The sequence below is a fragment of the Lentzea sp. NPDC060358 genome, assembly GCF_042725365.1.
Taxonomy (GTDB): Bacteria; Actinomycetota; Actinomycetes; order Mycobacteriales; family Pseudonocardiaceae; genus Lentzea.
The window spans coordinates 1-24186 of record NZ_JBHXCW010000033.1 but is presented as its reverse complement, the minus strand read 5'-3'; the positions used below and the strand labels follow the sequence as shown (position 1 = coordinate 24186).

The window sequence follows — 24186 nt, the reverse complement described above, 5'->3', positions numbered from 1 at the left end:
CCTGCCCCACTCTGATCACATGGACGGACAGGATCGCCTCGGGGACGAGCAGCGCCTCGCGCTGGAGCTCGCGGCCATCGGGCAGCGGCTGGTGACGATCAGCTCGGAGATGCGGGAACGCACTTCGGGCCCGGTGGCGGCCGCGGCGACCGCAGTCGCCGAGGTCGTCGCACCCGCGACGCCGCCGCGGCCGATGCCCGCCCAGGCACCGGTCCCCGGTCCGATCCCGCAGCAGGCCCCGCCGCCCCAGCAGCAGGTCCCCCAGCCGGTTCCGGCGCAGGGCCCGCCCAACCCGTGGTCGTCGCAGGGCGCCTCGGCACCGCTGCCGCCCCCGCCCGGACCGCAGTTCCCGCCGCCCGGCCAGGCGCCGTGGCCGCCGCAGCAGCCATGGGGCTCTCCTCCGCCGCCGCGCGAGACGTTGTTCGAGAAGCTCGGCAAGGACGGCGCCGGCGCGAAGCTGCTGGCCTGGGTCGGCGGCGCGATCACCGTGCTCGGTTTCGTGCTGCTGCTGGTCCTGGCCGTGCAGCGCGGCTGGCTCGGCCCGCTGCCGCGCGTCATCGGCGGTGCGGTGTTCAGCGCCGCGCTGATCGGCATCGGCGTGCGGCTGCACCGCAACCCCGCTGGTCGCGTCGGCGCGTTCGCCCTGGCCTTCACCGGTTTCGCGGGCCTCTACCTGGACGTCATCGCGGCCACGAGCCTCTACCACTACTTCCCGGCGACCATCGGGCTCGTCGTCGGACTGGCAGTCGCGATCGCCGGCGTGGTGCTCGCGCTGCGCTGGGACTCGCAAGCGCTCGCGGTCACCGTCGTCACGGCCTGCGCCGTCTGCTCGCCCGCGCTGACCGAGGGCTTCACCGTCCTGCTCGTCGGCTTCCTGCTGGTGCTGAAGATGGCCAGCACGCCGGTGCAGATCAAGCGCAACTGGCCGGGTCTCGCGATCGCCGGCGGCCTTCCCGCGATCTTCGCCTCGCTGGTCACGACCGCGGCCGCCATCCCGCGCGGCTACGAGTGGACCGTGGTCGGTGTCGCCGCGGCGACGACCGTCGTCGGCATCGTCGTGGCGCTGCTGACGATCCGCAAGCGGCGCGACGACGTCGTGGCGATCGCCCTGGTGGCCGGGTCGGCGCTGCCCGCGTTGTTCGCGACGACGTTGCTCGACCGGACCTCCGCGTCGGTGCTCGCCGGTGCGGTGGCCGCGGTGCTGCTCGCGATCTGGATGGTGCCGGACCTGCCCCGCGCGTTCGCGACGGCGGCCGGTGCGACGGGCATGCTCGCGCTGTTCCAGACCACGGTCATCGCCCTCGACGGCAACGTGCGGACGGCGATCGTGCTGGCCGAGGCGGTGCTGCTCGCGTTCCTCGCGGCGCGCCTGGGCAAGCGGAGCGCGCTGGTCGGCTCGATCGCGTTCGGCGTGGTCGGGTTCTTCATGGCCTTCGGCCTGGCGGTGCCGATCACGTGGCTGGTCGAGGAGCCCCGGTTCTTCAACACCGTCTCGCCCGGTTACTACGCCGCGGGCCTCGTCACCGCCGTGGTGCTGGGGATCTACGCGGCCGTCGCGCCCTGGGCGGCGCTGAAGATGCAGGTGCTGCGCGAGCCGGCGAAGCACCCGTTCCCGTGGATCGTCTCCGGCCTGGTGCTGCTCTACGGCGCCGCGGGCGCGGTGCTGTGCGCGGCGCTGCTCGTCTCCCCGGACGAGACCGGGTTCCTCTTCGGGCACTCGATCGTCACCGTGTCGTGGACCGTTGCCGCGTTGTTCCTGCTGGTCAAGGGGATCGGCACCAAGGCGCTGCGGATCTGCGGCCTGATCCTCGTCGGTGCCGCGGTCGTGAAGCTGGTGCTGTTCGACCTGTCCGCGCTCGACGGCGTCGCCCGCGTGCTGGCGTTCCTCGGCGCCGGCCTGGTCCTGCTCACCGCGGGCACCCGGTACGCGAAGCTCGTGGCGTCGGCGAACAACCAGCACCCGTGACCCTTACACCGAGAAGGCAAAGATCTCACTCGACCGAGTGACCGAAGTGGATTGAAAGCACCCGGAAGTGGTCCCATCGCCGCATGGCAAAGCCACGCCTCGTGGCCGCGGTTCTAGCGCTCTCAGCGGCCTTCGCGGCGATGGGTGTTCACCAACGGCACGAGTACACGACCACTTCCTCCGCTTCGGGCGCACCGCTCGCGTTCGTCGTGGGCAGGACCGGGCTCGTGCAGGTCGTCGACACCCGCAGTGGCGCCGTGCTGGTGACGGCCGACACCGGTGGCCGGGCGACGGGGGTCGCGGTGTCGCCGGACGGGCAGCGCCTCTACGTGGTCAACGGCTGGACCGGCGCGATCACCGCGGTCGACCCGCGGACCGGTGAGATCCTCGACCGGATCTTCACGCAGGTCCAGCTCTCGCACGCGGCGATGCGGCCGGACGGGGAGCGGCTCTACGTCTCGGCGGCGGGCAGCGTCGCGGTGGTGGACCCGCGGGACTTCCGGCTGGTCGCGGCCATCAGGGTCGGCGGAGGGCCGCAGGGGCTCGCCGTGCACCCGAGCAACGAGGTCCTCTACGTCGCGAACTCGCAGGACGGCACGGTGAGCGTGGTCGACACCGCCACCGCGTCCCAGACCTCGACGATCGAGGTCGGCGGCCTGCCGCAGTTCCTCGCGCTCTCGCCGGACGGCAGTCGCCTCTACGTGAGCGGCCTGCGGCTGGGCGAGAAGACGCCCGGTGTGCTGACGGTGGTCGACACGACCACGAACCAGGTCGTCGGCTCGGTCGAGGCAGGCAGGGGAGCGGGCAGCATCGCGGTCACCCCGGACGGCGCGACCGTCTACCTGACGCTGCCGAAGAACGGCGAGGTCGTGGTCGTCGACGCGGCCACCATGACGGTGCGCGAACGTTTGCCCATCGACTCGCCGGGCGTCGCCATCGCTCCGGGCGACCCGAGGGTTTTCCTCGCGACCGGAGCGACGACGACGGTGCTGGACAGCACGAACACGGTGCTCGCCACGTACCGGATGAGGACGGGCGAGCTGGCGGAGACGAGGCCGCGCAAGTTCGACGCGGCCATGATCGCCTTCTGCGCTCAGCGCGCCCCGACGGGCTCGCGGATCTCGTCGTCCCAGTCGTCGAAGTCGTCGACCGGCTCGTCGTGAAGCGCGAGGCGTTCCTGGATCCGCTTGAGCGGACCGGGTGACCACCACGCGGCGTTGCCGAGGAGCTTGAGCACCGCGGGCACGAGCAGCATGCGGACCACCGTGGCGTCGAGCGCCAGCGCGAGGATCATGCCGACGCCGACGAACCGCATCATCGCGACCTGCGAGAACGCGAACGCACCGGTGACGACGATCAGCAGCAGGGCCGCCGAGGTGATGACCCGGCCGGTCTTGGCGAGACCGGTGGTGACGGCCTCCTCGGTCGTCGCGCCCTGGCTGCGGGCCTCGACCATCCTGCTGAGGAGGAAGACCTCGTAGTCGGTCGACAGGCCGAACACGATGGCCGCCATCAGCACGACGATGCCGGACTCGAGCGGTCCCGGCGTGACGCCGAGCCAGTCGGCGCCGTGGCCCTCCTGGAAGATCCACACGAGCACGCCGAACGTCGCCGACAGCGACAGCGCGCTCATCAGCACCGCCTTGATCGGCAGCACGACCGAGCCGAACGCGAGGAACATCAGGACCAGCGTCGCGCCCACGAGCAGCGCGATCATCAGCGGCAGGCCGTCCGCGATGGCGTCGAGCGAGTCGCCGACCACGGCGGTGTTGCCGCCGACCAGCACCTCGGCACCGGCGGGCGGGGCGAGCGCGCGGACGTCCTTCAGCGCCTGCTTCGACTCGTCGCTGAGCGCGTCGTTGTCGAGGCCGGCCGAGGCGGACGTGACGCCGTTGGCGTTGCCGGTCGGCTGGACGCCCTTGATTCCGGCGACGTCCCCGACCTTGCCCAGGTACTCCTGGACCGCGGCCTGGTCGCCGCCCTTGACGACGATCTTGAAGCCCTGGCTGGAGAGCGCCGAGAAGTTCTGGTTGATGTTCTCGGTGGCGACGCGCACGGCGTTGCCCTCGGGCAGCACCTTCTCGGTGACCTGGCCGAACTGCACGCCGAGGAACGGCGAGCCGAGCGCGACGAGCACACCGATGATCGGCAGCGCGATCAGCACGGGCCGCTTCATGACGGCACCGCTGAGCTTGCGCCAGCCGCGTTCGCTCGGCTCCTTCTTGCGCCACGGCATGGCGAGCTTGTCGACCCGCTTGCCCAGGACGCCGAGCAGCGCGGGCAGCAGCGTGAGCGAGACGAGCGCCGCGATCGCAACCGACGCCACGCCGCCGTAGGCGAGGGACTTGAGGAAGCCGTGCGGGAAGAGCAGCAGCCCGGCCAGTGCGATGACCAGCAGCGTCGCGCTGAACACGACGGTCCGGCCGGCACTCGCGACCGTGCGGCCGACGGCCTGTTCGGTCGTGCGGCCCTGCGCGAGCTCCTCGCGGAACCGGCCGACCATGAACAGCCCGTAGTCGATCGCCATGCCGAGGCCGAGCAGCGACGCGACGTTGACGGCGAACGAGTTGACCTCGGTGAAGATCGCGACGGCGTGCAGCACCCCGAGCGCGCCCATGATCGCGAGACCGCCGACCACGACCGGGAGGCTGGCGGCGACCAGTCCACCGAAGATGACGACGAGCAGCAGCAGGACCAGCGGCAACGAGAACATCTCGGCGCGCGTCAGGTCTTCCTGCGACATGTCGTTGATGGCCTTCTGGGTGGGCACGAGCCCACCGACCTGCTGGGTGAAGCCGTCGATCGCGAGCTGGCCCTCGACGTCCTGGAACTGCTTGATCTGCTCGTTCGAGTCGCCGCTGGTCAGCGTGATGGCGACGAGAGCCTGCCGCTGGTCGTCCGACGGCACCGGTCCGACGGTCTTGAGGACGTCGTCCTTCGGGAAGCCGCTGATGTGGTCGGCGACCTTCTTGAGCTCGAGCGGGTTCGCGAAGTCGCCGCGGTAAATGACGATCACATCACCGTTCTGCCGCCCGAACGCCTCCTCGGCTACCTTGTCGGCCCGCGCCGCCTCGCTGGAAGGAGCCTCGTACCCACCCTGGCTGAGCTTGTCGAACACGCCCAGGCCCCACACGCCGCCCACGACGGCAAGGAGCACTGTCGCGACCAGCACCACCCACCGGCGGCGATATGCGATCGAGCCCCACTTCGCGAACATCGGCGACGGCCTCCTGGGTTACCGTTCTGCAAATATCGTGAACTCTTGTAAACACCGTTCACTGAAACCGTACGGGGCCGTGGACAGGGTCTACAACCCGATGGAGTGACATATGACCGAGGCCACTCGCCGAGAACGACTCCGCGCAGAGACCGAGCGAGAGATTCGGCAGGCGGCCCGCGCCCTTTTGGTGGAAAGCGGACGTGACGCGGTTACCCTGCGTGCGATCGCACGCAAACTGGGGATCACCGCGCCGGCCCTGTACCGCTACTACGACTCGCACGACGCCCTGCTGCGCCAGCTGTGCGACGACATCTGCGACGACATGGCCACGTCCCTGCACGCGAAGCTGGCCGCGGAGACGTCCGGGCAGGTGGAGTGCAAGGTCAGAACGGTGTGCCACGCGTTCCGCCGCTGGGCCCTGGCCCACCCGCAGGAGTTCGCGCTGGTCTTCGCCTCACCCCGCGACCCGCTGGGCGCCGACCAGTTCGGCTCGGTGTTCCTGCGCCTGGCCGGCCCGCTGATCGCGTCGAACCAGGCGGCGAACCACCTGGACGCGGAGGTGCCGGCGGTGCTGCACGAGGACCTGGTGCGGTTCCAGCAGGTGCTCGCCGGGGCGGTGTCGGAGCACGGGGTGGAACCGGCCGGGCACGTGCTCAACCTGGGCAAGATCTACCACGTCGTGCAGTCGTGGGTCCGGTTGTACGGGCACGTCGCCCTGGAGGTGTTCGGGCGGTTCCCGTTCGCGGTGACGAACCCGGAGCCGATGTTCGACTCGATGCTGGACCAGATGCTGATGGACATCGGGTTCTCGGAGGCGCCGGACGTGGCGGGACGTTGATGTAGCGCGGGGCGGACGTTCGCTGGGCGGGCTCGCAAGAACGCCGCCAGGACACCTTGGAAGCGGCGCCGCAGGACGCAGCTGGCAGTCGAGGCTCGGTCACGCCAGGACTGAGCGCACTGTTCGAGTTCTCGACCGCAGACGTTCGCGCATCTCGCTCGGCGAGGTCGAATGCCGTCTCGTCCTCACGACGAGCTCCTGCTCGGCGAGGCCGGGGACTCTGAGAGCGTCGGCGAGATCGCCACGCGTGCCGCTCAGCACCTGGTCCCACGACGCCGCCGAGCCGGATCGACCAAATCCCGGGACACGGGTCTTGGCGTGCCGAGCAGGGGATCGTCGTGCTCGGCAGAGCGGTGCCGTTCGGCATCGGTGCGCTGATCGGCGGCGGCGCGAACGCGACCATGGCCGTGCTCGCCGTCAAAGCCGCCCGGCGCGCGTTCGGCGAGGCCCCGGAGTCCTGGCCGGAAGCGGAGCCGGCGCAGCCCTAGCCGCGCCGGCCCCACCCCCGACTACAGAACGATGTTCACCAACCGGCCCGGCACCACGATCACCTTGCGCGGCTCACCGCCGCCCACCAGCTCGGCGATCTTCTCCTCCGCCAGCGCCGCCGCCTTGATCTCGTCCTGCGAGGCGGAGGCGGCGACCACGACCCGCGAGCGGACCTTGCCGTTGACCTGGATCGGGTACTCGACCGTGTCCTCGACCAGGTACTGCTCGTCGGCCGTCGGGAACGGGCCGTGGGCCAGCGAGCCGGTGTTGCCCAGCTTCGTCCACAGCTCCTCGGCCACGTGCGGGGCCTGCGGGGCCAGCATCAGCACCAGCGGTTCGGCCAGGGCTCGGGGCGTGCCGGCCGGGTAGTGCTTGGTGACGTGGTTGTTCAGCTCGATCAGCTTCGCGCCCGCCGTGTTGTAACGCAGGTTCGCGTAGTCGTCGTGGACGCCGGCGATCGTCTTGTGCAGCAGGCGCAGGGCCTCGGCGGACGGTTCCTCGTCCACCACCTTCAGCGAGCCGTCGGTCTCGTCGACCAGGTTGCGCCACAGGCGCTGCAGGAAGCGTTGGGCGCCTACGACGTCCTTCGTCGCCCACGGGCGTGACACGTCCATCGGGCCCATGGACATCTCGTAGAACCGGAAGGTGTCCGCGCCGTAGCGCTCGCACATCTCGTCGGGGGTGACGACGTTCTTCAGGCTCTTGCCCATCTTCCCGTACTCACGGCGTACTTCCTCGCCGTTGTGGAAGTACCTGCCGTCTTCCTCGACGACCTCGTCGGCCGGGACGTAGACGCCGCGCGGGTCGACGTAGGCGTACGCCTGGATGTAGCCCTGGTTGAACAGGCGGCGGTACGGCTCGTCGCCGGACAGGTGGCCCAGGTCGAACAGGACCTTCTGCCAGAAGCGCGAGTACAGCAGGTGCAGGACCGCGTGCTCGACGCCGCCGATGTACAGGTCGACGCCGCCGGGGTCGGTCGAGCCGTGCTCCGCCGTGCGCGGGCCCAGCCAGTACTTCTCGTTCTCGGCGTTGACGAACCGCTCGGTCTCGACCGGGTCGACGTAGCGCAGCTGGTACCAGCACGAACCCGCCCAGTTCGGCATCGTGTTCGTGTCGCGGCGGTACGTGCGAACACCGTCGCCCAGGTCCAGCTCGACGGTCGTCCACTCCGTGGCGCGCGACAGCGGCGGCGACGGCTCGGTGTTCGCGTCCTCCGGGTCGAACGTGCGGGGGGAGTAGTCGTCGACGTCGGGCAGCTCGATCGGCAGCATCGACTCGGGCAGCGCGATGGCGGTGCCGGCCTCGTCGTAGACGACCGGGAACGGCTCGCCCCAGTAGCGCTGGCGGCTGAACAGCCAGTCGCGCAGCTTGAACTGGACGGTGCCGTGGCCGTGGCCGTTGTCCTCCAGCCAGCCGATGATCGTCTTCTTGGCGTCGTCGATCGCCATGCCGTCCAGGAACCCGGAATTCACGGCCGGGCCGTCACCCGTGTACGCCTCGCCCTCGAAACCCTCCGGGGGCTGGACGGTGCGGACGACGGGCAGGTCGAACTTCTTCGCGAAGTCCCAGTCGCGCTGGTCCTGGCCGGGGACGGCCATGATCGCGCCCGTGCCGTAGCCCATCAGCACGTAGTCGGCGATGTAGACCGGGATCTGCTTGCCGTTCACCGGGTTCGTGGCGTACGCCCCGGTGAAGACGCCGGTCTTCTCCTTGTTCTCCTGCCGGTCCAGTTCGGACTTCAGGGACGCTGCGCGCCGGTACGCGGCGATGTCTGCCACGCGATCGGGCGTCGCAACCTGGTCCACCAGCTCGTGTTCCGGTGCCAGGACAACGTAGGTCGCGCCGAACAGCGTGTCCGGACGGGTCGTGAAGACCTCAATGTTCTCGCTTCCCACCGCAAATCGGACACGGGCGCCGTGCGAGCGCCCGATCCAGTTGCGCTGCATGGCCTTGACCTTGTCGGGCCAGTCCAGCCGGTCCAGGTCGTCGATCAGCCGGTCCGAGTACGCGGTGATGCGCATCATCCACTGGCGCAGGTTTTTCCTGAACACCGGGAAGTTGCCACGCTCACTGCGACCGTCCGCGGTGACCTCTTCGTTCGCCAGCACAGTACCCAGTCCGGGACACCAGTTGACGGGCGCCTCCGACATGTAGGCCAGCCGGAATCCGCCCAAGATCCTTTGCTGGTCGGCAAAAGACAGCTCAGACCACGTGCCGCCGCCCGGAACGTCCCGCGCTCCAGACTCGAACTGCGAGATCAACTCGGCGATAGGGCGAGCCTTGCCGGCGTCCGCGTCGTACCAGGAGTTGAAGATCTGCAGGAAGATCCACTGAGTCCACCTGTAGTACTCGGGGTCGATCGTCGAGATGCGGCGCCGCTCGTCGTGACCCAGCCCCAGCCTGCGGATCTGGCGCAGGTAGGTGTTGATGTTGTCCTCGGTGGTCTTGCGCGGGTGCTGGCCGGTCTGCACCGCGTACTGCTCGGCGGGCAGGCCGAACGCGTCGAAGCCCATGGTGTGCAGCACGTTGCGGCCGTTCATGCGGTGGTACCGCGCGAAGACGTCCGTGCCGATGAAGCCCAGCGGGTGGCCGACGTGCAGGCCGGCGCCGCTCGGGTACGGGAACATGTCCTGCACGAACAGCTTGTCCGCGGGCACGTCACCCTTGAGAGCACCAACGGGGTTGGGCGCGTAGTAGGTGCCGTGGTCCTCCCAGTACTGCTGCCACCGCTTCTCGATCTGGTTCGCCAGTTCGGCGGTGTAGCGGAAGGCGGGAGTCTCCGCCGCGTCCGTGCTCATCTCAGGCGTCCCTCTCACATCGATCCTGCCCCTGATACGACGAAACCCCCCAGCCCAGATGGGCATGGAGGGTGGCCGCGCCGACCGTCTCTCGATCAGGTCGTCGCGGCTAGCTAAGGAGCAGGCGGGCCGTGCTCATGCCCTCAACGGTATCAGCGCAGCGCAACTCGATGAAACGCGGTGGCCTGGGGCACACCAGATGAGGGTTCGTTCCCGGCTTGCGGCGGGGGAGTCTTACCCTCATGGGGTGAACATCGTGCTGTCGGTCGTCCTGGGTGTGCTCGGCGTCGCTCTCGGCGCGGTCGGTCTGCTGGGTCTGCAGGGCAAGCTGCGGCGCAACCGCTACGTCGGTGTGCGCACGGCGGCGGCTGTCCGCGACGAGGAGACGTTCGCGCTGGCCAACCGGGTCGCGGGCGTACCGAACGTCGCGGCCGGTGTCGTGGCGATCGTGTCGGGCGCCATGGCGTTCGTCATGGAGGACATGGCCGTCACCGCCGGGATCATCGGACTGGTCGGCGCCCTCGGCATCGCCTTCGCCGGCGGCATCGTCGGCAGCCGGGCGGCGGCGCTGGTGCCGGAGCCGGTCAAGCCCAAGGGCTGCGGCGGCTGCGCCTGCGGCGGCGGTGGCTGCTCGCCCCTCGCCGGGCTCTGACACCCCGCTCCACCAGGCCGGATCAGCGGATGATCCGGCCTTTTGTTTCACGTGGATCAGTTGTCGCGGACGTCCTTCGGGTAGGTCGACAGCAGCGCGAGCGGCATGCCCTGCCTGCGCAGCACCCGGCCCCACAGGTCAACGCCGGAACCGGCCAGCACGTCGTCGGCCAGGCCCGTGACGACCATCCAGTCGCCGCGCTCGATCTCGCCCGCGAGCTGACCCTCGCCCCAGCCCGAGTAGCCCGCGAACACGCGCAGGCCCCGGACCAGCGGCACCAGGTCGTCCGGTTCGGCGTCCAGGTCGATCAACGCCACCGGGCCCTGCACACCCACCAGGCCCTCCACCTCCGACGGGTCGGTGCCCGCCTTCAACGCCGCCAGGCACAGCGCCGTCTTCTGCTCGACCGGACCGCCGATGTGGATGCACTGCGGCTTGCTGACGTGGTCGCCCCACGGCGGCAGCACGTCCACCACCGCCACTTCGGACGGACGGTTCAGCACGACACCGAGGGTCCCCTCGGGACGTTGATCGATGATGTAGACGACGGTGCGCGTGAAGTTCGGGTCGTTCAGGCTCGGAGCGGCAACCAAGAGGGAGCCTGGCTCGACTTCGGCATCGGGACGCACGTCACCATGAAATCACCCGTGATCGTCGGAACAACTCAGGGCCGCGCCCCGTTAGACTCAACTGTCGGATGTCTTTGTGCCCCCCGGGCTCAACAGACAACTGCCTTCGCGGAATACCGTCCGGCTGGAGCCGCGTAGTGCATCGCGCCGTGAGGCGACCTGGCATCCGATCCACGGGAGCCGGACCGCGAGGTCCGGCTTTCGTGGTTTTCACGGCGTCGCGCATAGAGTGCAGCGGTGACGACGCTCGCGGTGGACAAGCACCACTGGGGATCACGCCGGTTCCTCGGCATCCCCGCGTACCGCAGGCTCCTCGCCACCCGGCTCGCCTCGCAGTGGGGTGACGGCCTCTTCCAGGCCGGCCTCGCGGGCGCCGTGCTCTTCAACCCCGAACGGCAGGCCGACCCCGCGGCGATCGCGGCGGGCTTCGCCGTCCTGCTGCTGCCGTACTCGATCATCGGACCGTTCGCGGGTGCCCTGCTCGACCGGTGGGACCGCCGGAAGGTCCTCGTCGTCGCGAACGTCCTGCGCGGCGTGTTCGTGCTGCTCACGGCCCTCGCGGTCGGGGCAGGGCTGAGCGGGGTGCCGCTCTACGTCTCCGCGCTCGTCGTCATGGGCATCGGCCGGTTCGTCGGCTCCGGGCTGAGCGCGTCGCTGCCGCACCTCGTCCCCGAGGACCACCTCGTCGAGGCGAACGCGCTGGCCACGACGGCCGGCGCGATCATGGCCGTGGTCGGCGCCGCCTGCGCGATCGGGTTCCGCACGATCCTCGGCGCGGGCGACGGCGGGTCGGGCTGGACGACCAGCATCGCCGTGGTCGGGCTGCTGCTCGGCGCGTTCATCGCCAGCCGGTTCGCACCGGGTGTGCTCGGACCGGACGAGGTCGACGAGCCGCACAACGCCGCCACCGCCGTGGCCCGCGGCCTGCTCGACGGCGGCAGGGCCACGCTGCAGACGCCGAGCGTCACGGCCGGTCTCGCCGCACTGCTCGCGCACCGGGCCGGGTTCGCCGTCAGCCTGATGATCACGCTGCTGCTGATGCGCTACAGCCTGGAGGACGTCGGCATCCTCAAGGCGGGCATCGGCGGTCTCGGCGAGATCGCCGTCGCGGGCGGCGCGGGCATCCTGCTCGCCGGGCTGCTCACCGACCGGATCGTCGACCGGTTCGGCGTGAAGCGCACGATCTGCGGCGCGCTGCTGCTCACCGCGGTCGCGCAGGTCGGGCTCGGCCTGCCGATGACGCTGCCGACCATCCTCGCGGCCGGGTTCTTCGTCATCTTCGCCGGTCAGGTCGTCAAGCTCTGCGTGGACACCGCGGTGCAGCACGACGTCGGCGACGAGGTGCGCGGGCGCGTGTTCGCGCTCTACGACACCCTCTTCAACGTCACGCAGGTCACCGCGGTGACCATCACCGCGACGGTGGTCCCCCTGGACGGGCGCTCGCCCGGCCTCCTGCTCACCGCCGCCGGCCTCTACCTGGTCGGACTGGTCGCCTACCTGCTGCTGTCAGCGCGGAAACGGCAGGTGCAGCATCCCGGCCTCGTGCGCGAAGACGACGGCGGCGACCCGGTCGGGTAGCTCCAGCCTCCGCAGGATGTCGGCGACCTCGTCGGCCACCTCCTGCAGCCCCAGTCCGAGCACACGAGCGATCTCGTGGTCCTCGTGACCACGTGCCAGGCACCGCAGCACGGCGCGTTGGCCGTCGGTCAGCGCGTCCAGTCCGCGCACGGCAGGACCTGCGGAAAGTCCCCAGGAGAACATCGGCACCACCCCCATGAGCACTGTCCATGGTGCCTCCCCGCGCTGACGCTTCGCTAACGCGTGGATGTCATGCCATCACCGCGCGTCACGACGACGGCGGCGTGAGCCCCTGGTCGCGCGCCCAGTCGAGCAGGGCGGCCTCTGCCTCGTCGCGGTCGAGCGGTCCCCGGTCGAGCCGGAGCTCCTTGAGGAACTTCCACGCGGCGCCGACCTGCGGGCCCGGCGGCAGGCCGAGCAGCTTCATGATCTCGTTGCCGTCGAGGTCGGGGCGGACGCGCGCCAGGTCCTCCTCGGCCGCGATGCGCGCGATGCGCTCCTCGAGGGAGTCGTAGGTCCGCCGCAGCAGGTTCGCCTTGCGCTTGTTGCGGGTCGTGCAGTCGGCGCGGACGAGCTTGTGCAACCGCGTCAGCAGATCACCGGCGTCGGTCACGTAGCGGCGCACCGCCGAGTCGGTCCACTCGCCGTTGCCGTAGCCGTGGAAGCGCAGGTGGAGGTAGACGAGCTTGGCGACGTCCTCGGTGATCTCCTTCGAGTACCGCAACGCCCGCAAGCGCTTGCGCACCATCTTCGCGCCCACGACCTCGTGGTGGTGGAACGAGACGCCGCCGCCCGGCTCGAACTTCCTGGTGGCCGGTTTGCCGATGTCGTGCAGCAGCGCCGCGATCCTCAGCACCAGGTCGGGTGAGTGATCGACGTCTTCGAGATCAATCGCCTGTTCGAGGACAACCAGGGAGTGGTCGAAGACGTCCTTGTGCTGATGGTGTTCGTCGATCTCCAGCTTCATGGCCGTGAGCTCGGGCAGCACGACGTCGGCCAGCCCGGTCTCCACCATGAGCTCGATGCCGCGGCGGGGGTGCGCCCCGCACAGGAGCTTCGAGAGCTCCACCTGCACGCGCTCCGGCGTGATGCGGGTGAGCTGTGCTGCCATCGACCGCATCGCCTCGACCACCCGCGGCGCCGCCGTGAAGCCGAGCTGGGAGACGAACCGGGCCGCGCGCAGCATCCGCAGCGGGTCGTCGCCGAACGACTCCTGCGGGGTCGCCGGCGTGTCCAGCACGCCTTCCCGCGCGGCCGCGAGGCCTCCGGTCGGGTCGACGAACTCGCCGGCGGCGACGTCGAACGCCATCGCGTTGACCGTGAAGTCGCGGCGGACCAGGTCGCCGTCGATCGAGTCGCCGAAGGTCACCTCGGGGTTGCGGGTGACGCCGTCGTAGACGTCCGCGCGGAAGGTCGTGATCTCGATGATCTCGCCCTTCTTGGACGCCCCGACCGTGCCGAACGCGATGCCGGTGTCCCACTGCGCGTCGGCCCAGCCGCCCAGCAGCTGCTGGATCTCGGCCGGTCGCGCGTCGGTGGTGAAGTCGAAGTCGTTCGTCGGCCGCCCCAGCACGGCGTCGCGCACGCTTCCGCCCACGAGGTAGAGGCGCTTGCCACCGGCGGTGAACCGGGCGGCGAGGTCGGCGACGACAGGCGTGATGGCGGGCGTTTCCACCACCGCATTCTCTTGGAGCGATCGAGACACGAGAAACCAGCGTACTCAAGGTTCGTAAGTACGATCGGCCGTATGTCCCCGTCAGCTCCGCGTTCCGGGAACCCCAAGCCGGGGCGCAGGAAGAAGCGCCGGGGCAAGAGGCTCAAGACCGTCGACGAGACGTCGGCGGGCGGTCTGGTGCTCGACGGCGAGCAGCGGGCCGCGGTGATCGGGAGACTTGACCGGCGGGGCCGGTTGCTGTGGTCTTTGCCGAAGGGTCACATCGAGGCCGGTGAGACCGCGGAACAGACCGCGGTGCGCGAGGTCGCCGAGGAGACCGGTATTCATAGCAGGGTGCTGCGCCCGCTGGGGTCGATCGACTACTGGTTCGTCGCGGACGACCGCCGGGTGCACAAGACGGTTCACCACTTCCTCCTCGAAGCGCTGGGGGGAGAGCTTTCCGACGAAGACGTGGAGGTCACCGAGGTGGCGTGGGTGCCACTCGGCGAGCTGGACGAGCGACTCGCGTATGCCGATGAGCGCCGTCTGGTCCGCCGAGCTGCCGAACTGCTCTCCGGCCGCTGCCCGAACGGGGCGGAGTCGGCGTGAGCCTGAGGAAGCTCTTCTGCACAGCCGCCGTCGCCGCGTTCCTGGTGACCGCCACGCCGCCCGCGGGCGCCGAGCAGTCGCAGCCGGACGAGGTCGACGCGCTGCCCTTCCTGCCCGCGCCCGCCACCCAGGTGTGGGCGACGAGGCCGCTGTCGGCTCAACCGGGCCAGCAGGCGCCGCAGTTCCTGCGCCTCGACATCGCCCAGCTCACCCCCCGGTTCGTGACGAGCGACTCGCCTGGCGCCGTCACGATCACCGGCTCGATCGTCAACGTCGGCGACCGCAAGGTCTCCGACATCGTGCTGCGCCTGGAGCGCGGCGACTCGCTCGACACCGAGGACGACCTGCGCAAGGCGTTGCGCGAACCGGCGGCGGCCGAGGCCGTGCAGCCCAAGTTCACGCCGATCGCCGGCTCGCTCGAGCCCGGTCAGCAGAAGGACTTCACGCTGCAGGTGCCGCTGCGCGGTACCGACCCGACGTCGTTGCAGGTCGAGCAGCCCGGCATCTACCCGATCCTCGCCAACGTCAACGGCCGGCCCGACTACGGCGGCCAGGCGCGGCTCGCGGCGCTCTCGACACTGCTGCCCGTGCTCGGCGTGCCCGGCGGTGAGACGAAGGGCAAGCCGGCCGCGGCCGCGAAGCTGACGGTCCTGTGGCCGATCGCCGACAAACCGCGCCTGATCCGCGCCGGCGGCAAGGGGCAGTCGGAGCTGGTCGACGACGAGCTCACCGCGTCGCTCTCGGTCAACGGCCGGCTGTACGGCCTGCTGCAGGCCTACGAGCAGGCCATCTCGTCGATGAGCACGGGCATGTGCCTCGCCATCGACCCCGACCTGCTGCGCACCGTCCAGGCCATGAGCACCGGCTACACGGTCCGCGGTGGCGCGCAGGGCAAGGGCGAGGTCGAGGCCAAGCTGTGGCTCGACCGGCTCAAGCTCGCCGTCACCGGCCGGTGCGTCGTCGCGCTGCCGTACGCCGACGCCGACCTCGTGTCGCTGAGCAGGGCGAAGCTCGGCGGTGTCGGCAAGCTCGCGGTGACGAGCTCCCAGCTCGTCCAGGACGTGCTGGCCGTGCAGCCGCTGCCCGACCTGGCGTGGCCGGAGGACGGCCTGCTCGACCAGACGACGTTCGACGACCTGGTCACGCCGCAGCCCGACCAGCGCTACCCCGGGGTGAAGTCGCTCCTGCTGGACCCGTCCGGCGTCGCCGACGCGCCGGGCACCGCACCCGCCGTGATCGGCGGCCGGTACCCGGTGACCGCCGTGAGGACCGACTCGATGGTCTCCGACGCCCTGCAGGGCAGCGAGTCCCGTCCCCGCACGCTGTCGGGGATCACCTCGCCGGTCGAGAGCCAGCCGGTGTCCGTGCAGAACGCGCTGGCGGTGCTCGTCTTCCGGGCCGGCTGGCAGGGCGACGGCCGCAACGTGCTGGTCACGCCGCCGCGCCGGTGGAACGCCCCGATCTCCGAGATGACCGAGTTCCTGACCACGGCCCAGAAGCTCGTCGGCGCCGGCTACGCGGCCCAGACCGGCCTCGAGGAGCTCACCAGGGCGACCCCGGCGACGACGAACGCCAGGATCTCCTACCCGGCGGAGGCCGGCGCGCGCGAGATCTCGTCCGTCATCTCCGACTCCGTCATGGACCAGAGCGTGCAGCTCAACGGCCTCGTCGCGGCGATGCAGCAGGAGGACAGCGAGCACGCCTCGCCCGCCGACCTGGCCGACCCGCTGTGGCTCGGCCTGATGCGCGCGATGTCGGGCTCGTGGCGGTCGAACGAGCAGGGCGCCCGGTCCGCCGCGGACATCAGCCAGGGCGAGATCGACGCGCTCACCGGCATGGTCGGCGTGACGCAGCCGAACAGCCCGATCCTGCTGGGCTCCGGCGACAGCCCGATCCCGGTCACGATCACGAACAAGCTCGACGTGCGCGTGACCGTGCGGATCGCACTGGCCGACACCCCCGGCATCCGCAAGCTCGAACTCGCCGACCAGGTGCTCCCGGCCCGCGGCGAACGCGTCGTGCGGGTGCCCGTCGAGGTGCTGCGCTCCGGCCGGTTCCCGGTCAACGTCCGGCTGACCACTCCCGAGGGCGTCGCTCTGGGTGACAGTGTCAAGCTGGAGGTGTCGTCGTCCGCCTACGGCACCATCACGGTGATCATCACCGTGATCGCCGCGATCGCGCTCGTCCTGCTTTCCGGGCGGCGCATCTACAAGCGGGTTCGCGCCCGCAACGGCGAGACCGGCGGCGCACCGCCGTCCATCGAGAACGTCACACCGGAGAAGTCGAGCGCGTGAGCGAGACAGCCACGACCACCGAACCAGAGCAGCAGAAGCAGGCACCGTCGGTCGCCAAGGCGAGCGGCTCGATGGCGATCGCCACGATCGTCAGCCGGGTCACCGGCCTGCTGTCGAAGGTGCTGCTGGTCGCGGCACTCGGCATCGGCACCCTCAACGACTCGTACCAGGCGGCCTCGACGCTGCCGACGATGATCAACGAGCTCCTGCTCGGCGGCATCCTGACCAGCGTGGCGATCCCGCTGCTGGTCAGGGCCGAGAAGGAGGACGGCGACGGCGGCGAGTCGTACGCCCAGTGGTTGATCAGCATGGGCACGGCGATCCTCGGCGTCGGCACGGTGATCGCGGTGGCGTCCGCGCCGCTGCTCACGTCGCTGTTCATCGCCGACTCGCCGAACGCGAACCGGGACCTGGTCACCGCGTTCGCCTACCTGGTGCTGCCGGGCATCGTGTTCTACGGCCTGACCGCGCTCATCGGCGCGGTGCTCAACGCGCGGCACGTGTTCGGCCTGCCCACCTGGGCCCCGGTGCTGAACAACCTCGTCGTGATCCTCGTGCTGGGGGTCTACTGGCTGTTGCCCGGCGACATCACGCTCAACCCGGTCTCCATGACCGACAGCCACGTGCTGGTGCTGGGTCTCGGCACCGCGCTCGGTGTCGCGGTGCAGGCGCTGGTGCTGTTCCCGGCGCTGCGCAGGACCGGGTTCCGGTTCCGGTGGCGGTTCGGCTGGGACTCGCGGCTCGCCGAGTTCGGCAACCTCGCGTTCTGGGTGCTGCTCTACGTCGGCCTCGGCTTCGCCAGCATGACGGTGCTGACCAAGGTCGCGACGCACGGTGACGGCGCGCTGGCGGCGTTCAACTTCCAGTGGCTGATCGCCCAGGTGCCCTACGGCGTGCTCGGCGTCTCGCTGCTGACCGCGCTGATGCCGAAGATGAGCAGGGCGGCCGCGAACGACGACAACGACGCGATCGTGCGCGACCTGCTGTTCGGCAACCGGATGTCGTCGATCCTGCTGATGCCGTTCAGCGTGCTGATGACCGTCTCCGGTGTGGCCATCGGTCTCGCCGCCTTCGGGTTCGGCAAGTCGGGCGTCGAGGGCGGCACGGCGGTCGGCCTGGCGCTCGCGCTGTCGGCGTTCGGCCTGGTGCCCTACGCGATCACGCTGCTGCAGCTGCGCGTCTTCTACGCGATGAAGGACGCCCGCACGCCGACGCTGATCCAGGCGCTGATCGTGGCGGTCCGGATCGGGCTGCTCTACTTCTTCCTGGCCGTGTCCGAGCCCGAGCAGCTCGCCGTCGGCGTCTCGCTCGCGATGTCGCTGAGCTTCGTGTTCGGCGCGGTGGTCGGCCAGGTGTGGCTGCGGCTGCGCCTCGGTCGTCTGCGCACCGGGTTCACGATCTGGACGGTCTGCCTCACGGTGGTCGCGTCCGCCGTGGCGTTCGCTGTCGCCAAGGGGGTGAACGCGCTGGTCCTCGACCTGATCGGGTTCTCGAACCCGGTCGTGGCCGCGTGGTTCGAGGTCGTCCTGGTGACCTTGATCGGGTTGCCGCTCGCGTTCGGCCTCCTGGCCGCGTTCCGAGTGCCGGAGATGAAGCCGGCCATCGACAAGATCAACCGTTTGGTGCGTCGCCGATGACTCCAGGCCGTGACCGTCTTCCCGTAACCTGGTCTCCGTGAGTAGCGGAGTCCACGCCGCCCTGGTCCCCGGCGGTGTCATCGGCAACGGCCGCTACCGGCTGCTCGCGAGCTCGGGCGCCGACGCCCGGTCGAACGCGGAGCTGTGGCGTGCGCGCGACGGTCAGCTCAACCGGGACGTGGCGCTGACCATCCTGCTCGGCGACCTGGCGGACAACCAGGCCGCCGCCCGTGCCCGCCGGACGGTCGAACGCGCGATGCACGCGTCGTCGTTCACGCACCCCGGTGTGTCCAGGGTGATCGACGTGCTGACGCCCGGCACCGGCATCCGGCCCGACGAGGGCATCCTCGGCATGGTCGTCGCCGAGTGGACCCAGGGCACCGACCTGATGGACCTCATCGCGGAGGGCCCGCTGCCGGCGGGCGCCGCGACCCGCCTGCTCGAACCGCTGGGCGCCGCCATCGAGGGCGCGCACCACGCCGGTCTCGTGCTGGGCGCCGACCACCCGCAGCGCATCCGGGTCACCTCGGACGGCCGGTTGCGCCTCGCGTTCCCCGGTCCACGGCCGGACGCGATCGCCCGCGACGACGTCAAGGGCCTCGGCGCGATCCTGTACCTGCTGCTCACCGGCCGGTGGGCGCTGCCGGGCGGCCCCCAGGGCGTGCCGGCGGCGCCGACCGGGCCGGACGGGACGGTCGTCCCGCCGAACGCGTTGCACCCGTACCTGCCGCACGACCTGTCGTCGGTCGCGGTGCGGTCGCTGGAGGACACGTCGGTGGGCGGCATCCGCACGTCCGCGGCGATCCTGCAGGTCCTCGACCAGATCGCGGCCGAGGAAGCGCAGACGGCGCTGATCTCGGCCGTGTCGTCGCGCGACGACGAAGACGACCAGGTCGTGTGGACCACGCAGCGCCCGCGGCAGGACAGGCAGCAGAAGAAGAAGCTGTGGATCAGCGTCGGCCTGCTCGCCCTGGCGACGGTGGCGGTGATCGCGTGGCTGAGCGTGCAGATCGTCGGGTTCTTCAGCGACGAGCCGTCCCGGGGCGGCGGCCCGACCGTGGTGATCAACCAGCCGGGGTCGAACGGCCAGACCGCGCCACCGGCCGTCGCCGCCGGGCCGGTGCAGCCGGGTCAGATCGGCGTCTACGACGTCACGAACCAGCCCGACAACGCGAACCAGGCGAGCAGGGCGGTCGACACCAACGCGAGCACGTTCTGGCGCACCGACAACTACTTCCAGCAGTTCCCGGCCCTGAAGCCGGGGATAGGGCTGATGGCGTCGTTCGCGGAGCCGGTGAAGCTCGCGTCGCTCACGATCACCTCGCCGAGCAAGGGCACGCACGTCGAGATCCGGGTGGCGTCCGCGCAGAACTCGCCACTCGAGGAGACCAAGGTCATCGGTGTCGCGGACCTGTCGGACGGGCAGACGCAGATCCAGCTGAACGAGCACGAGCCGACCGGGCACGTGCTGATCTGGATCACGCAGCTGTCGAGCTCCGGCGGCGGCAAGAACCAGTCGGAGATCCGCGAGGTCCTCTACACGCGGGCCCAGTAGAACTACCTGCACACTCTGAGTAGGCCTGTTCGGGTCTCCTGTGATCACTCTCGCTAAAGTGCGTCTCGTGACCGCCGCAGCCAGCTCGGACGCCGATCTCATCTCGGCCCACGCCGCAGGTGACCCCTACGCGTTCTCGGAGCTGGTGAAACGGCACCGCGACCGGATGTGGGCGGTGGCGTTGCGCACGCTGCGCGACCCGGAGGAGGCCGCGGACGCGCTCCAGGAGGCGTTCATCTCGGCCTTCCGGGCGGCGTCGTCGTTCCGCGCCGAGTCACAGGTGACCACCTGGCTTCACCGGATCGTGGTGAACGCGTGCCTCGACCGGATGAGACGCCGACAAACAAGACCGACAGTGCCGCTGCCCGAGGCCGGCCCCGGCGAGCCCGTCGCACCGCGCGACGCGATGAGCGACCGGGAGACGAGCCTGATGGTGCAGCAGGCGTTGATGGAGCTGCCGGAGGAGCAGCGGGCGCCCATCGTGCTGGTCGACGTCGAGGGGTATTCCGTCGCGGAGACGGCGAAACTCCTCGGCATCGCGGAGGGCACGGTCAAGAGCAGGTGTGCGCGAGGTCGCGCCAAGCTCGCCAAAGTTCTCGGGCACCTCAGGAACCGAATCGCAGATGCGAACGTCCCAGCTGACGGTGTGAATGTGCAAGAGCAACGTCAGTGGGAGGGTCGATGACCGGCATGGAGCGCGTGCCGATGGGTCCGCCGTGGTCTGTCGACCTCATCGCGGACCTGCACGCGGGCGTGCTGCCCCCTGAGGTCGCCGCACAGCTGCGCCCGAGGGTCGAGGCGGACGCGGAAGCCCAGGAGATCCTGCGGGCGCTGGACGCCACGCTGGCGGACCTGGAGTCGCTGCCCCCGATCCCGATGCCCGACCACGTGGCGGCCAGGATCGACGCCGCACTGGCGGCGGAGGCCCGTCCGGCCGCTCCCGTCGTGTCCCTCGACGACGCCCGCAAGCGCCGCAACCGCAGGCTCGGCCTCGGCGGCGGTGTGCTGGTGGCCGCCGCGGCGGCGTTCGGCATCGTGTTCGCGGTCGCGCCCGGTGGCGGGGACCAGGCGAACACCCCGCCCGCCGCGCAGCAGACGCCCACGAAGAACTCGGACGCCGCGGCCCAGCCGCCGCTGTCGGTGAAGGAGTCCGAGCTGGGCGCCGCATTCGGCGAGGTGCTGAAGGCCCAGAACTACGGCCCGCTCGAGACGCCCGACCGCCTCGCCGGCTGCCTGCAGGGCGGCGGCATCACGAGCGCCGGCAAACCGCTCGGCATCAGCCCGATCAGCCTGGAGGGCAAGGACGCGGTGATGGCGATCCTGCCCGCCGGTCTCGGCCAGTACCGGCTGGTCGTGCTGGACCCGAAGACCTGCGGACCGGACAAGCCCGAGGGCGTTCTGGAAGACGAGACCATCAAGCCGAGGTAGTCGCGAACGTCACGGAATCAGCTGCACCTACGATCCGTTGAGCTAGTCAGACGACGAGATCGAGGAGTTGCATCAGCCGTGAGCGTGCGCAACGTGATCATCATTGGATCGGGACCTGCGGGCTACACCGCCGCGGTCTACGCGGCACGCGCGCAGCTGGAGCCCCTGGTCTTCGAGGGCTCGCAGTACGGCGGAGCCCTGATGACGACGACCGAGGTCGAGAACTACCCGGGCTTCCGCGAGGGCATCATGGGTCCCGAGCTCATGGAGCAGATGCGCGAGCAGGCCCAGCGCTTCGGCGCCGAGCTGCGCGCGGAGGACGTGGAGTCCGTCGAGCTGACCGGCGAGGTCAAGAAGGTCGTCGCGAACGGCGTCGAGTACGAGGCCAAGGCCGTCATCCTCGCGATGGGTGCCGCGGCCCGCTACCTCGACATCCCCGGCGAGCAGGAGCTGCTCGGCCGCGGTGTGTCGGCCTGTGCGACCTGCGACGGCTTCTTCTTCCGCGACCACGACATCGCCGTGGTCGGCGGCGGGGACACGGCGATGGAGGAGGCGACGTTCCTCACCCGCTTCGCCAAGTCCGTGACGGTCATCCACCGCCGCGAGGAGTTCCGCGCCTCGAAGGTCATGCTCGAGCGCGCCCGCGCCAACGAGAAGATCAAGTGGCAGCTGAACACGCAGGTCACCGACGTGCTGGGTGACGGCACCGTGTCGTCCATCAAGGTCAGGGACACCCAGACCGGCGCCGAGTCCGAGCTGCCCGTCACCGGCTTCTTCCTGGCGATCGGCCACGACCCGCGCTCGGCGCTGGTCAAGGGCCAGGTCGACCTGGACGCGGAGGGCTACGTCCTCACCAAGGACAAGTCCTCCTACACGAACCTGGACGGCGTGTTCGCCGCCGGCGACCTGGTCGACCACGAATACCGTCAGGCGATCACCGCCGCGGGCTCCGGCTGCAGCGCCGCGATCGACGCGGAGCGGTGGCTCGCCGAGCACGGCACCGAGCAGGCCGAGATCGCCGCCGAGGCCGTCGGTGGCGGCTACGGCAAGAGCAACTGAAATCCCTTCTGCGAGACCTCCCGAGGAGAGCAACATGGCAGGCGCCACCGTCACGGTGACCGACAAGTCGTTCGCGGACGACGTGCTGACCAGCGAGAAGCCCGTGCTGGTCGACTTCTGGGCGACCTGGTGCGGCCCGTGCAAGATGGTCGCGCCGGTGCTGGAGGAGATCGCGGCCGAGCACCCCGAGAAGATCACCGTCGCCAAGGTCGACATCGACGCCAACCCGTCGATCGCCCGCGACTACCAGATCATGTCCGTGCCGACGCTGATCCTGTTCCAGGGCGGCCGCCCGGTGAAGCAGATCGTCGGCGCGAAGCCGAAGGCCGCGCTGCTGAAGGACCTGCAGGACGTCCTGTCCTGACGCACGAAGTCGCGTGACCTGAAAAGTCGGGTGCAACGCGCAACGTGACCCGCCCGTCTACCGATAAGACGAGCGGGTCACGTTCGTTTGCGGTGCCGGGGCGGCGACCCCGGCACGACGGTGAGTAGCCCTGCATCGATCACTGAGCGCAGCAGGGCACAATGAAGACTTCCCAACTGACGCGCCGACCAGGTTCGGCGCCCTAGTCGAGCGAGGGTGCATGCAGCTGCTCCGCCGCGGGGACGTCGGAAGTGATGTTGCCGAGATCCGGTCGATCGTGACCAGGCTCGGACTGCTTCCGCCGGCCGACCCACAGGCGCCGCCGGTGTTCGACCAGCAGGTCGAGCACGCCGTGCGCGCGTTCCAGCAGCAGCGGGGGCTGATCATCGATGGCATCGTCGGCCCGGCCACCTACCGCTCGCTGCGTGACGCGACGTTCCGGTTGGGGGACCGGCCGCTCGCGTTCCTGATGTCGCAGCCGACGACCGGCGACGACGTGCTGATGCTGCAGGACCGCCTGCTGGAGCTCGGCTACGACGTCGGCCGCGCCAACGGTGTGTTCGGCCAGCAGACCGAGGGCGCGCTGAAGAACTTCCAGCGCGACTACGGCCTGATCGTGGACGGCATGTGCGGACCGGACACGGTGCGCGCGTTGCGCCAGCTCCAGCCGAAGGTCCGCGGCGGCCGTCCGCAGCTGCTGCGCGAGCAGGAGCGGCTGCGCGGAGCGGGGTCGCGACTGTCCGGCAAGCGCATCGTCATCGACCCCGGTCACGGCGGCCAGGACCGCGGTGTCGTGGTCGGCGGCGTGTCCGAGGCCGACCTGATGCTGGACCTCGCGCGCAGGCTCGAGGGCAAGATGGCCGCCACCGGCATGGAGGCGCTGCTCACCCGCGGTCCGGACAACTGCCCGGACGAGGCGGAGCGCGCCCGGTTCGCGAACGAGGCGGGCGCCGACCTGATCCTGTCGCTGCACAGCGACGGCAACTCGTCGCCGAACGCGCAGGGCGTGGCCACGTTCCACTACGGCACGGGCAACGGCACGTCGTCGACGGTCGGTGAGGCGCTGGCCGGGTTCATCCAGCGCGAGGTGACCGCCCGCACGACGATGTCGAACTGCGGTTCGCACCCGAAGACGTGGGACCTGCTGCGGCTCACCCGCTGCACGGCCGTCCGCGTCGAGGTGGGCTACCTGACGAACGCGGAGGACCGTGCTCGCCTGGCCACGCCCGGTTTCCGCGACATCGTGGCCGAGGGCATCCTCGTGGCCGTGAAGCGCCTGTACCTGCTCGGCAAGGACGACCAGCCGACGGGCACGTTCACGTTCAACGACCTGCTGCGCTACGAGATGTCGAAGAGCTGATCTTCTCCAGCTGACGAAAAGGGCCCCCTCGCACGCTGCGAGGGGGCCCTTTTCGG

General features: G+C 70.1%; 20 protein-coding genes. 15 read left to right on the top strand and 5 right to left on the bottom strand.

Going from position 1 to position 24186, the window contains the following annotated elements; translation table 11 throughout:
• Positions 1–19 precede the first annotated feature (19 nt).
• On the top strand, positions 20–1966 hold the full coding sequence (locus tag ACFWGZ_RS10160) for a DUF2339 domain-containing protein (RefSeq protein WP_382451154.1): 1947 nt from the start codon (positions 20–22) through the stop codon (positions 1964–1966).
• Between the two features lie 83 nt (positions 1967–2049).
• Entirely contained in the window at positions 2050–3129 is a 1080-nt protein-coding gene (locus ACFWGZ_RS10155) for a YncE family protein (protein ID WP_382451153.1), read from the top strand.
• Here the strand turns inward: ACFWGZ_RS10155 and ACFWGZ_RS10150 are convergent.
• Positions 3060–5183, bottom strand: coding sequence for an MMPL family transporter (locus ACFWGZ_RS10150; protein WP_382451152.1), 2124 nt, complete (start codon positions 5181–5183; stop codon positions 3060–3062). The two genes, ACFWGZ_RS10155 and ACFWGZ_RS10150, sit on opposite strands and share 70 nt — an antisense overlap.
• 112 nt (positions 5184–5295) lie before the next feature.
• Here ACFWGZ_RS10150 and ACFWGZ_RS10145 point away from each other — a divergent pair, with 112 nt between their 5' ends.
• A complete protein-coding gene (locus ACFWGZ_RS10145) occupies positions 5296–6024 on the top strand; it encodes a TetR/AcrR family transcriptional regulator (protein ID WP_382451151.1) in 729 nt (242 codons plus the stop codon).
• Positions 6025–6362: 338 nt separating this feature from the next.
• Positions 6363–6512 (top strand): hypothetical protein, encoded by a 150-nt coding sequence (locus ACFWGZ_RS10140; RefSeq protein WP_382451150.1) that lies wholly within the window; start codon positions 6363–6365, stop codon positions 6510–6512.
• Positions 6513–6533: 21 nt separating this feature from the next.
• Here ACFWGZ_RS10140 and leuS read toward each other — a convergent pair whose 3' ends face one another.
• Entirely contained in the window at positions 6534–9311 is a 2778-nt protein-coding gene (gene leuS / locus ACFWGZ_RS10135; protein ID WP_382451149.1) for a leucine--tRNA ligase, read from the bottom strand.
• A 247-nt stretch (positions 9312–9558) separates the two neighbouring features.
• On the opposite strand from leuS, the gene ACFWGZ_RS10130 reads away from it, so the two are divergent.
• On the top strand, positions 9559–9963 hold the full coding sequence (locus tag ACFWGZ_RS10130) for an SdpI family protein (protein WP_382451148.1): 405 nt from the start codon (positions 9559–9561) through the stop codon (positions 9961–9963).
• Between the two features lie 56 nt (positions 9964–10019).
• Here the strand turns inward: ACFWGZ_RS10130 and ACFWGZ_RS10125 are convergent, their stop codons facing one another.
• Entirely contained in the window at positions 10020–10592 is a 573-nt protein-coding gene (locus ACFWGZ_RS10125; RefSeq protein ID WP_382451147.1) for a YqgE/AlgH family protein, read from the bottom strand.
• A gap of 237 nt (positions 10593–10829) precedes the next feature.
• Between ACFWGZ_RS10125 and ACFWGZ_RS10120 the strand changes: the two genes are divergently transcribed.
• Positions 10830–12170: an MFS transporter gene (locus tag ACFWGZ_RS10120; protein ID WP_382451146.1), complete on the top strand. Its 1341-nt coding sequence runs from the start codon at positions 10830–10832 to the stop codon at positions 12168–12170.
• Here the strand turns inward: ACFWGZ_RS10120 and ACFWGZ_RS10115 are convergent.
• Positions 12099–12320, bottom strand: a complete 222-nt coding sequence (locus tag ACFWGZ_RS10115) for a LuxR C-terminal-related transcriptional regulator (protein ID WP_382451145.1) — start codon at positions 12318–12320, stop codon at positions 12099–12101. The two genes, ACFWGZ_RS10120 and ACFWGZ_RS10115, sit on opposite strands and share 72 nt — an antisense overlap.
• Before the next feature lie 118 nt (positions 12321–12438).
• On the bottom strand, positions 12439–13875 hold the full coding sequence (locus ACFWGZ_RS10110; protein ID WP_382451144.1) for a CCA tRNA nucleotidyltransferase: 1437 nt from the start codon (positions 13873–13875) through the stop codon (positions 12439–12441).
• Between the two features lie 42 nt (positions 13876–13917).
• Here ACFWGZ_RS10110 and ACFWGZ_RS10105 point away from each other — a divergent pair, with 42 nt between their 5' ends.
• The 9 genes from ACFWGZ_RS10105 (at position 13918) to ACFWGZ_RS10065 (ending at position 24130) form a co-directional block, all read left to right on the top strand.
• On the top strand, positions 13918–14433 hold the full coding sequence (locus ACFWGZ_RS10105; protein WP_382451143.1) for an NUDIX hydrolase: 516 nt from the start codon (positions 13918–13920) through the stop codon (positions 14431–14433).
• Positions 14430–16727, top strand: coding sequence for a DUF6049 family protein (locus ACFWGZ_RS10100; protein WP_382451142.1), 2298 nt, complete (start codon positions 14430–14432; stop codon positions 16725–16727). The genes ACFWGZ_RS10105 and ACFWGZ_RS10100 overlap by 4 nt, the downstream gene beginning before the upstream one ends.
• Positions 16724–18364 carry a murein biosynthesis integral membrane protein MurJ gene (murJ, locus tag ACFWGZ_RS10095; protein WP_382451141.1) on the top strand — a complete coding sequence of 547 codons (1641 nt, stop codon included), beginning with the start codon at positions 16724–16726 and terminating at the stop codon, positions 18362–18364. The genes ACFWGZ_RS10100 and murJ overlap by 4 nt, the downstream gene beginning before the upstream one ends.
• 37 nt (positions 18365–18401) lie before the next feature.
• Complete coding sequence (locus tag ACFWGZ_RS10090; protein ID WP_382451140.1) at positions 18402–19919, top strand: protein kinase family protein; 1518 nt, start codon at positions 18402–18404, stop codon at positions 19917–19919.
• Positions 19920–19986: 67 nt separating this feature from the next.
• Entirely contained in the window at positions 19987–20604 is a 618-nt protein-coding gene (gene sigM, locus ACFWGZ_RS10085) for an RNA polymerase sigma factor SigM (RefSeq protein WP_089927514.1), read from the top strand.
• Positions 20601–21347 carry a hypothetical protein gene (locus tag ACFWGZ_RS10080; protein ID WP_382451139.1) on the top strand — a complete coding sequence of 249 codons (747 nt, stop codon included), beginning with the start codon at positions 20601–20603 and terminating at the stop codon, positions 21345–21347. The genes sigM and ACFWGZ_RS10080 overlap by 4 nt, the downstream gene beginning before the upstream one ends.
• Positions 21348–21425: 78 nt before the next feature.
• Positions 21426–22406, top strand: a complete 981-nt coding sequence (gene trxB, locus ACFWGZ_RS10075; protein ID WP_382451138.1) for a thioredoxin-disulfide reductase — start codon at positions 21426–21428, stop codon at positions 22404–22406.
• 34 nt (positions 22407–22440) lie between these two features.
• Positions 22441–22770 carry a thioredoxin gene (trxA, locus tag ACFWGZ_RS10070; protein WP_382451137.1) on the top strand — a complete coding sequence of 110 codons (330 nt, stop codon included), beginning with the start codon at positions 22441–22443 and terminating at the stop codon, positions 22768–22770.
• Positions 22771–22990: 220 nt separating this feature from the next.
• Positions 22991–24130: an N-acetylmuramoyl-L-alanine amidase gene (locus ACFWGZ_RS10065; RefSeq protein WP_382451136.1), complete on the top strand. Its 1140-nt coding sequence runs from the start codon at positions 22991–22993 to the stop codon at positions 24128–24130.
• Positions 24131–24186: the final 56 nt, after the last annotated feature.

Coding starts and splice junctions, on each gene's coding strand:
- ACFWGZ_RS10160 (WP_382451154.1), top strand. CDS start 20: ATGGACGGACAGGATCGCCTCGGGGACGAGCAGCGCCTCGCGCTGGAG.
- ACFWGZ_RS10155 (WP_382451153.1), top strand. CDS start 2,050: ATGGCAAAGCCACGCCTCGTGGCCGCGGTTCTAGCGCTCTCAGCGGCC.
- ACFWGZ_RS10150 (WP_382451152.1), bottom strand. CDS start 5,183: ATGTTCGCGAAGTGGGGCTCGATCGCATATCGCCGCCGGTGGGTGGTG.
- ACFWGZ_RS10145 (WP_382451151.1), top strand. CDS start 5,296: ATGACCGAGGCCACTCGCCGAGAACGACTCCGCGCAGAGACCGAGCGA.
- leuS (WP_382451149.1), bottom strand. CDS start 9,311: ATGAGCACGGACGCGGCGGAGACTCCCGCCTTCCGCTACACCGCCGAA.
- ACFWGZ_RS10105 (WP_382451143.1), top strand. CDS start 13,918: ATGTCCCCGTCAGCTCCGCGTTCCGGGAACCCCAAGCCGGGGCGCAGG.
- ACFWGZ_RS10080 (WP_382451139.1), top strand. CDS start 20,601: ATGACCGGCATGGAGCGCGTGCCGATGGGTCCGCCGTGGTCTGTCGAC.
- trxA (WP_382451137.1), top strand. CDS start 22,441: ATGGCAGGCGCCACCGTCACGGTGACCGACAAGTCGTTCGCGGACGAC.
- ACFWGZ_RS10065 (WP_382451136.1), top strand. CDS start 22,991: ATGCAGCTGCTCCGCCGCGGGGACGTCGGAAGTGATGTTGCCGAGATC.